Origin of the sequence: Algoriphagus pacificus (genome assembly GCF_017254845.1) — a bacterium.
Lineage (GTDB): Bacteria > Bacteroidota > Bacteroidia > Cytophagales > Cyclobacteriaceae > Algoriphagus > Algoriphagus pacificus.
This window is the reverse complement of the sequence record NZ_JAFKCU010000002.1, coordinates 231,603-244,580: the sequence shown is the minus strand read 5'-3', so window position 1 is coordinate 244,580 and position 12,978 is coordinate 231,603. Positions and strand designations below refer to the sequence as shown.

9 protein-coding genes are annotated in these 12,978 nt (G+C 38.9%); 3 read left to right on the top strand and 6 right to left on the bottom strand.

Features of this window, described 5'->3' with window-relative positions; genetic code table 11:
* Positions 1 to 69: 69 nt before the first annotated feature.
* The gene (locus J0A69_RS07810) at positions 70 to 915 is read left to right on the top strand and encodes an N-acetylmuramoyl-L-alanine amidase-like domain-containing protein (protein ID WP_206586008.1); all 846 of its coding nucleotides are present in this window, start codon (positions 70 to 72) and stop codon (positions 913 to 915) included.
* Between the two features lie 70 nt (positions 916 to 985).
* Here J0A69_RS07810 and J0A69_RS07805 read toward each other — a convergent pair whose 3' ends face one another.
* From J0A69_RS07805 to J0A69_RS07780, 6 genes are all read right to left on the bottom strand, one after another.
* Complete coding sequence (locus J0A69_RS07805; RefSeq protein ID WP_206586007.1) at positions 986 to 3,685, bottom strand: DUF4184 family protein; 2,700 nt, start codon at positions 3,683 to 3,685, stop codon at positions 986 to 988.
* A gap of 10 nt (positions 3,686 to 3,695) precedes the next feature.
* A complete protein-coding gene (locus tag J0A69_RS07800) occupies positions 3,696 to 4,082 on the bottom strand; it encodes a response regulator (protein ID WP_206586006.1) in 387 nt (128 codons plus the stop codon).
* Positions 4,083 to 4,223: 141 nt separating this feature from the next.
* Positions 4,224 to 4,718 carry a cupin domain-containing protein gene (locus J0A69_RS07795; protein ID WP_206586005.1) on the bottom strand — a complete coding sequence of 165 codons (495 nt, stop codon included), beginning with the start codon at positions 4,716 to 4,718 and terminating at the stop codon, positions 4,224 to 4,226.
* The gene (locus J0A69_RS07790; protein ID WP_206586004.1) at positions 4,715 to 8,785 is read right to left on the bottom strand and encodes a PAS domain S-box protein; all 4,071 of its coding nucleotides are present in this window, start codon (positions 8,783 to 8,785) and stop codon (positions 4,715 to 4,717) included. Before J0A69_RS07790 ends, J0A69_RS07795 begins: the two co-directional genes overlap by 4 nt.
* Entirely contained in the window at positions 8,782 to 9,324 is a 543-nt protein-coding gene (locus J0A69_RS07785; RefSeq protein ID WP_206586003.1) for a heme NO-binding domain-containing protein, read from the bottom strand. Before J0A69_RS07785 ends, J0A69_RS07790 begins: the two co-directional genes overlap by 4 nt.
* Positions 9,325 to 9,465: 141 nt before the next feature.
* Positions 9,466 to 10,818: a sigma-54-dependent transcriptional regulator gene (locus J0A69_RS07780; RefSeq protein WP_206586002.1), complete on the bottom strand. Its 1,353-nt coding sequence runs from the start codon at positions 10,816 to 10,818 to the stop codon at positions 9,466 to 9,468.
* A 176-nt stretch (positions 10,819 to 10,994) separates the two neighbouring features.
* Here J0A69_RS07780 and J0A69_RS07775 point away from each other — a divergent pair, with 176 nt between their 5' ends.
* Positions 10,995 to 11,873, top strand: a complete 879-nt coding sequence (locus tag J0A69_RS07775; RefSeq protein WP_236032732.1) for a glycosyltransferase — start codon at positions 10,995 to 10,997, stop codon at positions 11,871 to 11,873.
* Between the two features lie 15 nt (positions 11,874 to 11,888).
* Entirely contained in the window at positions 11,889 to 12,974 is a 1,086-nt protein-coding gene (locus J0A69_RS07770; protein WP_206586001.1) for a mannose-1-phosphate guanylyltransferase, read from the top strand.
* Positions 12,975 to 12,978 lie beyond the last annotated feature (4 nt).

Here is a 12,978-nt window from a genome sequence, read left to right as displayed (position 1 = left end):
TTATTTCAAGTAATGGTCTGATCCTTGCAAATCAATTATATTCACCTAATTATTAATTCAGACTTGATTATGCGAAGATACCTTCTAGTTCTATTACTGGTCTTCCCACTATTCACTCAAGCCCAAACCGTTTGTACCCTTGAAAGCCGAGAGAAATTAGAAGGGTTCTTGGCTAAGCTTTCGGAAGGTAATTATTCTGATCAGTCTCCAAATGAGCTCAATATTGAAATTGGTCAATGGTTTTTGGAAACTCCTTACGTTGAGAAAACTTTGGAATTACCCGGAAGTGAGAAGCTTGTTGTAAATCTTACTGGTCTTGATTGCACCACCTTTCTGGAGACGGTGGTCACCTTGACCCGCTTGGCTGAAAATGGAGATTTTACCTTTGAACTTTTTGAGCAAAAACTGGAGGAACTCCGTTACCGAGCTGGCAAAAACCAAGGTTATCCTTCCCGTCTTCATTATTTTTCTGATTGGATTTTTGAAAATGAGCAAAAGGGAATTATCACCGATGTGACTGAAGAAGTGGGCGGTGTTCCATATCCCAATAAGCCGACCTTTATGTCTGAAAACCCTCAATTTTACCCGCAATTAAGTAATTCGGAAAATTTAAAAGAGATCAAAACAACCGAAGGTATTATTCAAAAAAGAGGCTATTTCTATATACCCAAGACCGAAATCAGCAAACTGGAAAAGAACATTCAATCCGGTGACCTGATCGCAATAACTACCTCTATGTCCAACTTGGATATTGTCCATACAGGTTTTGCCATTGAGAAAAATGGAAGAATCCATCTGCTTCATGCAAGCTCCAAAAACAAAGAAGTTGAAATTTCTGAAAAACCTCTAAGCGATTACTTGGCAGGAAACAAGTCTCAGTCAGGAATCATGGTAGCAAGGTTGATGAAAAAGTAAAAATTTAAGCCCTCCCCTATGGGATAAATCCCAGGCAGGAAGGGCGGGTGATCAGAACAACTTTCTGATTTTACTTGAAATTTTTTAAGACTTTGAACGTGAAGTATTGGAATTTATATCCTGTCCCAGAAGCGGCAGCCACATTGGAGAATTGACCATTCAGGCCAAAATCAAACCCATTGACTCTGTAATTCCATTCTACTTGAGCTCTGAATGAAGGATCTAATCGCTGTTTTTCGATTTGCTGAAAACCCCCAGCTGCCTGAAGCTTGAATGCCATTTTTGACACCAAAGGCATCGGCGTACTATAATCCACAAATACTTCCCCACTCATAAACCGCTTCGGAGCGAAATACAAGCTTGTTTCAGAATTGCTATAGCTCAATGCAGAGAAGTTCAGACCCGTTTTTAAGGTTGGCTCAGTTCTCAACAAGCGATAGACTGAACCGAAAAACTGGAACCTTGTATTTTGATCATTGAGCATTCCATAACTTCCCTGGGAATAAAACCCAGTCTTCCCTCCAAACATAATATGAGTTAAATAACCTAGGTTTTGACTCCTGATATTCTTTCCCAATAGATCTGCTGTAAAGTTCAGCAAGTCAGAGCCATAACTAATCCCAAACATCCTTCTATCATTGGGTTGAAATTTGGTTTCAAATTTTCCAGTAAGCCCCATAAAGGAATCTCCATTGCCTGGCTTCACCTGTTGGGCCATTATTTCTGCACTACTTTGCCAAGCCTGATTCCAATTCACACTTGCACTTCCAGCTAAAAAATTGGATTTGGTCACCTGATCTTCAGGAGCTTTCACTTGACTGGATCCGGCACGGAATCCCAAGAGAACTGGTGCATTTCTCTGGTTTTGCCAGAAGACTGATTGCTCTATTCTGGTATTTTTCGCGATATCGGCAAAATAACCTATGGCAATTCCTGCAGTTTGAACTGAACGATCACTGATCAATCCATTCAGTTTTTGAAGCTGAGAAGCTGAAAGTTCTGTCTCGTATTGCTGGATAATTGATTCTGCTTTTTTCCACTGTTTCTTTCCAATCAAAACCTCCACATATTCCTGGATGTAATAAGATTTTGGAAATTCCCGAACCAGAGAATCGTAATAGGACAGCCCTTTGGAATAATTACCTGCCGTGGAATAAAGCCTGGCATTCATGACCAGCGCCTGATCAGAATCTACCAATCCAATATGTTCTGATAGGAAAGACTCAGCCTCTTTGGTTTTGATGTTCCAAAGCATGGCATTGAAATAATTGACAGTGGCACTTTTGTTTTGTGAATCCTGGCTCCATGCGGTAAATGCTGCTTCCAAAGCTTTGGAAGGCTTTTTACTCATAAACAAGGCATAAGAAAGGTTGATCTTGACAATGGTAGATTCGTATTCCAAAGGAATCAATTGATGGAACACTTCCACCGCTTGGGAGAAATCCTGATTTTGCAAACAAAGATCTCCTTTGAATAACAGGATCTGCGCGTCTGCCGGATTCTGGATTAAAATACTGTCAAGCTGATTGATAGCCTCTCCATATTTTTCCTCCGCTCTTAATTCACTGGCTTTCTGAATATAACGCTCTCTTTGAGCAGGATCTAAGCTTTCTTCTTGGCCATTTGCTGCAAGAGGAATGAAAATTAATCCCAAAAAGCCTATAAGTTTAACAGGACTATTGATATATTTCTTTAAACTCTTGCAAGCATGGAAATACGAATCAGCGATTTTTTGATAACAGGACAGGATAAACCTGCTCTGAAAGTGGAAGTAATCGGAGAAGCGAAGGGAAGCTCCATCGAAATTCTTAGAGGTAAATTGCCTGAAATACTTGAGAATGAAGCTGAACTTGTCTATTTGGATATCCGTGGATTGACTGAAAACGATCTCGGGTTTGTCAACGAGATCATTCACATGCATTACACGCTTGCCGAGCAATCCAAAAAGCTGATTTTGTTGTATCAGAAAGGTTCTGCTTTTGAAACTTGGATCAACACTTCCGGCATCGACAAATTCGTTGAGCTGGCTATCACTGTTTGATCCCTTTCTAGCGAGGTTTTCTACTACAGCAGCTAAGAGAACTCCATAGCAGCTTGCTCCAACAGCCATCATAAATACATCCCAAAAGGAAATAAACTCAGGGTAGAAATACGATCTGAACAGCACAGCCAAACCAGCTCCCAAAGCTGTCAGAAACCAAAACCTGATTTTTGAAGATTCTACTGCTCTGGAAACAGTTTCTTTTTTCAGATTGATTAAGGCTCTTATTACCATAATCAGCCCGATTAGACTTAATCCATACTGAAGCGCATCATAAACCGGTAAAACGGTAGCGTTGAACCCAAGGTTTGCGCTAAGAAACGGGGCCAGATCCACCACCCAGCCATCAAAATGGGTCATTCCATCCAAAAGCAAGTGAGTGAAAATCCCCAATAAAATTGAGATCAAAATCGTACCCCAATTATTTCGGAGAGGCTTAATCCAGTCAAAATTCAAATACTTGACCATTCTGGATTGGATCCAAGAGGGGCTAGCTTGATACAAGGGATTCTTGATCAGGCAATGAAAGATCAAAGTGACCAGAAATGCTATCGGCAAATCGAAGAGCAAAATCCCTGGAATTGTATGCCCTATATTTTCATTCAATTTCAACTGGAAATAGAATTCCAAATCAGGAACTACACTTCCTATGACCAAACCTGTCTGAGAAAGGTTTCTGGTCTTAGAAAAAGGTAAAATTGCTGCTGGATGTGAAAATGTAAAAGGCATGACAAAGGGATTAGGCTAGGTTGACTGATTGGTAGTTGGAGACGATTTCTGCTACAAGTTCTTCTGTGACATTACTTTTCAATAGATATTCTACCGAACCATATTCCATAGCTGCAATAGCTACTTCCAGATTTTCCAAAGCAGTACAGAACACTACTTCGATTCCGGGATAATACCCTTTTACTTCCTGAAGGATTTCCAAACCATTGCTATGCTCCATTTGATAGTCCAAAAAGACAATTGCCGGATTAAGGTGGATGTGCTTCAGACATGATTCACCATCTTCGAATGTGTGGATTTTTTGGAAGCCGATTTTCAAAAGGATCTGTTTTAGCACCTCTGTCCAGAAGGGATCATCATCTACAATAAAGGCTGGTAATGTTTTGAGATTTTTCATAGAATTATTTTTCAACCTCCTATTTCACATATGAGACCAAAATAAAAAAGTGCCTTAGAATGACTCTAAGGCACTTTTTGTAAATTCATTTTCCAGAATCTGGAAAACTATTCTAGAATACGGAATAGATTTATTTCATTATCATCTTCCAAAATCATCTTGCAAGCGGACGATATCCTCTTCATCAGAAGGATTCGCCGCATCTGTATGCTGCCAAATCTCAGCCACAACTCCCCAATCATCCAATCCGATCAATCGATGTCTTTCTCCTTGCTTCAATTTGATTTTATCACCTTTGCTAAGCGTTTTGATTTCCTTTTCTGTATCGTCATCACTGGTGGCTACAGCGACATTTCCAGCAATGCATCTCCAGATTTCGGCTCTTCTAAAATGATATTGCCAGCTCAATCGCTTAGTTGGAGCAACCAACAATATCTTTGGGCTTAGCTTTTCAGAGATTTTTAAAGCTTCGAAATCTTCTTCAGGAAAAAACTCCTGGGCAAACTCTGCTGCGTGACTCTCATCCAATACCAAGAAACCTCCCCAAGGACGCTCCCGGTCTTGTTTTACTACTTTGAATCCCAGCTTATCTACTAGGGACTCTGCAAATTCAAATATTTCCGCTTTTGTTTTCATTTGTTTTTTGATTTCAAATCCTTGGCGACTAAATGAAGGACCTCATCTAAATGATTCATCAAATAAATCATCCTATCTGACTTCTTTTGTTCTTCTATTTCTTTTTCTATTTCTACTACTTCCTCACTGATCTGATGAATTCTCATCATTTTGATGGAGGGTTTTATTTTATGTACCAACTTCTTTACTTGCTCAAAATTGCCCTTCTCGAATTCTTCTACCGCTTGCTCTGCGGATTCCATGACGCTGCTATGAAATAAATGCATCATTTTATCCATGAATTCCTGATTTCCTTTGGCGATCCCTTCCAGTTCCTCGAGAGAATATAAGGCCGCACTTTCCTGACCTTTTTCAGGAGCTGATTCTTCTTCCAAGGGTTTACCCAGCAGCAATCGAGAAATGAGATGCAGTAATTCTTTTTCCTGAAAAGGTTTCGCCAGAAAATCATTCATACCATGTGAAAGATACTTTTCACGATCTCCCTTCATGGCAAAGGCGGTCAATGCGACAATAGGAATAGATGAATTTAATTCTTCCCGAATGACCTTAGTAGCCATCATTCCATCCAATACTGGCATCTGAACATCCATCAAAACTAAATCATAAATTTCAGTTTTCATTGCCTTTACAGCATCTTCTCCATTGATAGCAACGCCGGTAATCATGTCATGCTGCTCCAAAATTGTAGATGCCACAAGCCTATTAAACTCATTATCATCGACTATCAGGATTCTTTTCCCTTTCAAGAAATTATAATCTATCGAGATTGGAAGATCTTTCGGAAGATCACTTTCTTTCCCTTTTTTGAACTTTAACTTGACGGAAATGATGGTTCCGATTCCTTTTTGGGATTCAATCTGCATGGAACCACCCATCAGCTGGATCAGTTCTTTGGTGATACTTAATCCCAAGCCCGTTCCGCCGTATTTTCTGGTAATCGTAGTATCTTCTTGTACATACTTTTCAAAATTACTTTTGACAAAAGCATCATCCATACCGATCCCTGTGTCCACGACAGTAAACTTGATTTCCTGTTCCTTTGCAGTTTCAGAGACTAAGTGGCACTGTAACATCACTTTCCCTTTTTCAGTAAACTTGATTGCATTCGATAACAGATTTAACAATATCTGGCTAATCCGAATCGGGTCACCAATCAATACTTCTCTGATTCTTTCATCAAAATTCAGAATGGAATAATCCAGCCCTTTACTTTCAGCTTTGGCATTCATAATTCCGAATGCATGCTCCACAATGTTTTTTGGCTTAAACCCAATGGATTCTATTGTCATTTTGCCTGCTTCAAGTTTTGATAAATCCAAAATATCCTTGATAATTACCATCAAATGGCTCGCTGAATCCTGAATGGCTTTGATGTATTTTACCTGTTGATTTGAAAGATCTGTTTTAGCCAATTGCTCACCCATACCCACAATGGCATTCATTGGAGTTCGGATTTCATGACTCATATTGGCAAAGAATATTTCCTTTGCCCGTTTAGATTTTTCAGCATCCTCGCGCTGGCGAATCAATTCCTCTTCCAGTCTTTTCTGATCAGTGATATCGAGATGAATTCCGATAGATCCTATCAATTCATTTTTATCATTGTAATTAGGAGCGCCACTGATAAACCACCAGCGATACTCACCATTTGGCCTTTTGTATTTCAGTTCATAGGAATCAGAAACGCCTATTTTCCTACTTTCAGATTTTTTATGGAGCTTTTCTTTATCCTCCTCATTCAACAATAAATCGGTAGCCTTTTTCCCAATCAACTCATCAAATCCCCAGCCTGCCATTTCACAAAATGTCTGGTTGGCATGGAGCACATTTTCCTCAAGATCTACTTCAAGTAAACCCAAATTCATATTGGAAATGATGTTTCTAAATTTCTCTTCTTGCTGAAAAAGCCTCATTTCTGATTGCTTTCTCTTCTGGACATTGACAAGCATTTGTGCAAAAACGAACAAGAGATCAATCTCCTTTTGAGAGTAGGTATGTTGCTTTTTCACAGAATCAAATCCCACAAATCCCAACAACTCATCCTTAAACATCATAGGAATAGCAATCAGACTTTTTATCTGTTGTGGTTCCAAGATCTCATAAAGTGCCTCCATGCCATTTTCCTTAAGATGGGATACATCTTCCACGGAAAAAGGCTTTCCTTTTGTATGGTTTTCAAACCACTGTGGCACATATTTCAATGGCACATTTTGGGTGTTTTCGATTTCCTGGGAAATGCCTGGAGCGCACCATTCATGGGTACAGGAACAGGTAAATGCGGCGAGGTCGTAAGAAAAAATATAGGCTCGGTCTGCATTGACAAAATCCCCTATCTTTTCCAATGAAGCATTAATATTCGAATCAACTTCATCCAGATCAATATTGATATAAGTGGAAGAAATGTCGATCAGGATATTTTTTAGCTTCTCCTGATTCTCCAAAAGCGTTTCGGTTTTCTTCCGTTCTGTGATATCCACCAAAATCCCATTGATTCGCACTGGTTCACCATCCTCGAAAATCAATTTTCCTTTGTTCTGAACCCATCTAACAGTATTACTTTTTGTTCGGATTCTGTATTCTTTAGCGTATTCTTTTTGTTGATGTAATTCCCGATGAATTTCATCTAACATGTGTTGATCTTCAGGATGGATTGTTTTTTCCCACCAGGATTTACCATCCATGATAGTGTCCATGTCCAATTCAAAAAGATCCTCTGCTGAAGGAGTGAAGAAAACAGCATTAAAGTCTGGATAAGAAACCGACCAAATCACATCCCTGAGCTCGTTCAAAACACTTCCCAATTTTTTATTGAGATTGATCAGCTCTTTTTCCGCGTCTTTTTGGTCAGTAATATCCGAGTGTGTACCGATGATTTTCAGTGGTAATCCTTTGGAATCTTTTTCGATTACGATTCCTCTATCTTTTACCCATTTGATGCTTCCATTTTCATGAAGCATCCGGTATTCCAATTGGTGGGAAGAAATCTCACCTCCTCTGTATTTTTTATCGTTTTCAACAAGCAGTTGAAGATCATCTTTATAAATATGAGAATACCAAACGTCTTCCAAATTGGTTGATTGATCAAATTTGAGTCCCAGGAAGTTTTTGGCCTTGTTTGAAAAAATTGTTTTTCCAGTTTTAAAATCATGCTCCCAGACATTGTCACCTGAAAACTCAAGCACTTGTCTAAAAGTCTGTTCGAATTCCTGAATTCTATTTTTTGAATTTTTCTCTTCGGTCACATCTTCTACCAAAGTGAAATAATGAAGAAAATTTCCCTTTTTATCTAAAACTACCTGCCCATTTACCCTTGCCCAAAACCAAGTACCATCTTTTCTGTAATGCTTTAACTCAACTTTATAAGGTTCCTTTTTAAAAAAGGAATCAATCATTTTCTTTAATTCTTGCTTTTGGGTCTCTTCTCCCCTCCCAATTTCAATTGGGTTTTTACCGAGCATTTCTGAGAGCTCATATTTCGTCTGTCTGAGATATCCTTCATTTGCGTAGGTAATTATCCCTTCCTCATCAGTAAATATAATCCCGTCGAGATTGGCACTGGCCACATAAGAGAGGTTTTCCAAGCTTCCTTTTTGATGGGAAATGGTCTCCACCAATTCCTTAAGGTCTGCTGAAACCAATTCTTGATTTTTGATCAAATGCAGTAGATCCACCATAGGATCGAGAGCTGCAAAATCTGAAATTGACAATTCGTTGGAAACCAATTCCTCGATGGAGCTAAACCAAGGAGAACCGAGAAACATAATAATTCCCTGCTCCTCAAAATATTCAAACTGCCCACGGAACAAGGTTGCCTTTTCAGACTTTTGCTTGAGTAAGAATGTTTTCGAAGGGCTTTGAGATAAAAAATCAAAATTTAGGGTAGTATTTACGGGCCTTTCGACCCCGAAAAGATTTTCGATATATTGACCTACCAAATTCCCCATCATTTTAAATAGACTCGGACCAATAAATTCTATTTTCCCATCTTTCGATATGGCAAAATGAAATGGAAAAGTCCTGTCTAAATGACTTTTTTTAAGGGCAATATGTAAATCATTTTTGCTCACCAGCTTACTTTAAATGCTTCATGATCATCTCCATTTTCTCTTCCAAAAAGATGGAAAATTTCCACAGGTGATTCGAATAGTTTTCCCAAACCTGATAATAACCCCTTCATAAAACCTACCAATCCCTCTCTTTTGGAATAGTAATGAACCACTAGAGAACGGTCTTCGATTTCATCTATTTTAAATTCAGGCGGAGTCAATTTGGGATAAATCAACATGATTCTGTCATGAAAGAGGGGCAGATTGATCAAAAATTCCTTGAGATTACTTCCGCCGGCTTTCATCAGTCCTCCATATTTTTCATTCCCGGTTTTCAAGACCCACCACTCACCAAAAGCAAATAATACTTCATCCACCGAGATCCCCAATTCTATCGATGCTGCCTGAGCAAGTTTATAGGTAATTGAATCATCATAGGGTTCCGTACTGATAAAATAATCAATTTCTATTTCACTATTAGCCTTAATGATCTCCCATTTTTCCTCTCCAAAATTGGTCGTGATGAGTTCCTGAATCGACTTGTTTACCAGTCCGTACATATTGTGATATTTAGTAGTCGCTCTAATTATTCTAAAACCAAGCCAACTCAAAAACCCTCTTAAATCATCAAAAACAACTTATTTTAACCTAATAAATTCTTTTTCATTCCAATATCCGGAATAAAATTCCAAAATCTGGAATTATTCCGGGATTATTTCCCCTTCCTGTATCATTTTATAGATTGTACTTTTCCCTATGTCCAAAGCTTTGGCAGTTTCGATGACATCTCCTTGATGTTTCTTCAAATAATGATTGACTATATCACAGGTATGCTGTCGCAAAGTCTTATTCTCCATGAGAAAGATGTTTTCCTTTTGAAGAGAAAAGAAGCTGATATCTTTAGCCTTGATTTCTTGCCCGTCAGCCATTACCGCAGCCAACTCAATGACAGCTTTTAGCTCTCTGATATTACCCGGAAAAGGATACTTCAGGAGTTTTTCTTTGGCATCAGCCGAAAGAGAAAGCGAAGAAATCTTGTTTGTTTTGACAAATTCATCAATGAAATGCTTGGCCAAAATCAATACATCAGAACCCCTATCCCGCAAAGGCGGTAATTCAATCGGCAATCCCATTACCCTAAAAAATAAGTCTTCCCTGAAATTCCCTTTTCGGACTTCCTCGGAGAGATTCTTATGCGTAGCCGTAATCACTCTGACATCTAATTTCACTGCCTCATTCCCTCCCACTCTGTTTAGCTCTCGCTCCTGAAGAACCCGAAGTAATTTGGATTGGAGATTGAGATCCATCTCCGCGATTTCATCCAAAAAGATGGTTCCTCCACTCGCCTCTTCAAACTTTCCGATTTTCCGACTCACAGCACCGGTAAAAGCTCCTTTTTCATATCCAAAAAGTTCACTTTCTATCAGGTCTTTTGGAATGGCAGCCATATTAACGGCTACAAAGTTTTTCTTTTTACGCTCACTATTATAATGAATCGCTTTGGCCACTACTTCCTTTCCAGTTCCTGTCTCTCCTGTAATAGAAACATTGATATTAGTCTTGATTGCCTTTTCGATTAGAGCAAATACACTTTTGAGAACAGGGCTATTTCCCAAAATGGTCTTTTCAAAAGTATACTTCTGACCCAATTCTTCTTTTAGTGTCTCTACTTCTTTCTTTAAGGATTGATTTTCCCTGATCTTGATCACACTGTTCCAAAGCAAGTCCTTTGTCGCATCGTCTTTTACCAGATAATCACTAACCCCTGCTTTTAATAAGCCAACCGCCACACTGATATCTTCTTGGGAGCTGATCACCACAACCGGGATAGTTGGGTTATACTCTTTGATTTTTTGAAAAAGTTTATCTCCTGATAAATCCGGTAAAGAAAAGTCCACCGTGATCAAATCAGGCTTTTCCTGGAGCTTCAATAAACAAGCCTTGGCGGTTGAAAATAGATGTACTTCGTAATCCGGGTTCAGACTTAAATGATACTCCAAAATCTGACCATACCAAGGATCATCTTCTACGATAAATATTTTAAACTGACTCATAGCATTTCATTAGTTCTATAAGTTACAAAAAGGTTTGGGAAGAATACAATATTTGGAATTTATTCCATTTTTTGGAAAAACGAGAATTAACACAACATATAATCATCTGATTTTCAATGTTTTAATATTATGGTTTGAGGTTTGAATAATTGTTGGCACACCGAAAAACAACAAGGATGAAAACTTTACAGAATCAAAATCAGAAAAACGAGATCAGCGAAATGCTCCAGAGTGCATTGAATTATGATCCAGAGATTCAGCACCAATATGCTATTGTAGTTCCTTGCTACAATGAAGAAAAAAGGTTTGCCTACCAGGAATTCAAATCCTTTGCTCAAGAGCATCCAGAGGTTTTACTCTGCCTGGTAAATGACGGAAGCAAAGATAGAACGCTGGCAGTGCTTAAAGGCATCCAGACAGAAAGCCCTAGTAACATTGTGGTTTTTGATATGCCTCAAAATGGCGGAAAATCTGAAGCTGTAAGACAAGGAATGCTTTTCGTCCACAAGAATTATGATTCTAAGTTGATCGGATTTTTGGATGCTGATCTAGCAACACATCCTGAGGAATGGCTACAGATGGCCAAATACAAAGAAGCTTATCCAAAATATGGTGCGATTGTAGGAAGTAGAATTCAGCGTTTGGGAGCAGATATCAATCGCGATGACAGCAGATCATTTGCAAGTAAAATGATCAAAAAAATCATCAAAGCCATCCTAAAGGCAAACTTCCAAGACACCCAGTGTGGCGCTAAAATCTTCCAACGCAACCTTGTTCCTTTCCTATTCAAAAATCAGTTTGAAACTCCCTGGCTTTTCGATGTAGAGATCTTCTTGAGACTTCAGCAGAAGTTCGGAAAAACCACCCTTCAAAAAGGAGTATTGGAATACCCACTCCTTCAGTGGTCAGAGATCGGGGACTCTAGATTAAAGTTGAAAGACACCATCAAAATCCCACTTCAAATACTCGGACTTTATTATCACTATCAAGTAAAAAGAAAACCAAAGAGCATCCTGAAATCCAAACAATTCAAAGTAGCTCTATCATCCAATTAATAAATCACACAACCTATGAAAAATCAAAATAACTACGTAGCCATCATGGCAGGAGGAGTCGGAAGCAGATTCTGGCCAATGAGTAAAACCAGCTATCCAAAGCAGTTTTTGGATATTTTGAATACTGGCAGAACCTTGATCCAATCTACTTATGATCGCTTCTCTACTTTCATCCCTGAAGAAAACATTTTTGTGGTTACCTCATCCGAGTATGTTGAAATCGTAAAAGCTCAACTTCCTCAGTTGCCAGAAGCCAATATTGTAGCGGAACCAGAAAGAAAAAATACGGCTGCCTGTGTGGCTTACATTTCCTTCAAACTGAAGAAAATGAATCCAAATGCCAACATGATTGTGGCTCCTAGCGATCACCTGATCGGAGATCTGGAATTGTTTACAGACACCTGCAAAAAAGCCTTGGAATACACTGCCAATCATTATGCATTTGTGACACTCGGTATCAAACCAAATCACCCTAACACTGGCTATGGCTATATCCAATATGATCAAGAAAAGAGCAATTCTGGAGTTTTCAAAGTCAACAGATTCACAGAAAAACCTGATTTAGCCACAGCCAAGGAATTCCTTTCAGAAGGCAATTACTTATGGAACTCAGGGATCTTCATCTGGAAAGCAGAGGATATCGTGGGTGCATTTTGGGAGCACTTCAAATTCATGTATGATTTATTTCAAGAGAAAAATGCCGAACTGAATACTTCAGATGAATCTGAGGCAATCCTTGAAATTTATGAGAAATGTCCTTCCACTTCCATCGACTATGCCATCATGGAAAAAGCAAACAATGTGTTTTTGATCCCTTCTGATTTCACCTGGAATGATCTAGGCACTTGGAACAGCGCTTATGACAATTTCCAAAAAGACGAAGAAATGAACGCCAGCAATAGCAAAAGCGCCATTCTGGTAGACAGCAAAGGTTGCTTGGTTCACTCCAACGAACAGAAGCTGATGGTCATTGGAGGATTGGAAGATCTGATCATTGTGAATACGCCGGAAGCGCTTTTGATCTGCAAAAAAGAAAACGAGCAGCAGATCAAAGAATATGTCGCTAAGGTGAAAGAAGTCAAAGGAGTTTTATACATCTAATCAA

Excerpts from the sequence above, each read along its gene's own strand:
- J0A69_RS07810 (WP_206586008.1), top strand. The coding sequence starts at position 70 with ATGCGAAGATACCTTCTAGTTCTATTACTGGTCTTCCCACTATTCACT.
- J0A69_RS07805 (WP_206586007.1), bottom strand. The coding sequence starts at position 3,685 with ATGCCTTTTACATTTTCACATCCAGCAGCAATTTTACCTTTTTCTAAG.
- J0A69_RS07800 (WP_206586006.1), bottom strand. The coding sequence starts at position 4,082 with ATGAAAAATCTCAAAACATTACCAGCCTTTATTGTAGATGATGATCCC.
- J0A69_RS07795 (WP_206586005.1), bottom strand. The coding sequence starts at position 4,718 with ATGAAAACAAAAGCGGAAATATTTGAATTTGCAGAGTCCCTAGTAGAT.
- J0A69_RS07785 (WP_206586003.1), bottom strand. The coding sequence starts at position 9,324 with ATGTACGGACTGGTAAACAAGTCGATTCAGGAACTCATCACGACCAAT.
- J0A69_RS07780 (WP_206586002.1), bottom strand. The coding sequence starts at position 10,818 with ATGAGTCAGTTTAAAATATTTATCGTAGAAGATGATCCTTGGTATGGT.
- J0A69_RS07775 (WP_236032732.1), top strand. The coding sequence starts at position 10,995 with ATGAAAACTTTACAGAATCAAAATCAGAAAAACGAGATCAGCGAAATG.
- J0A69_RS07770 (WP_206586001.1), top strand. The coding sequence starts at position 11,889 with ATGAAAAATCAAAATAACTACGTAGCCATCATGGCAGGAGGAGTCGGA.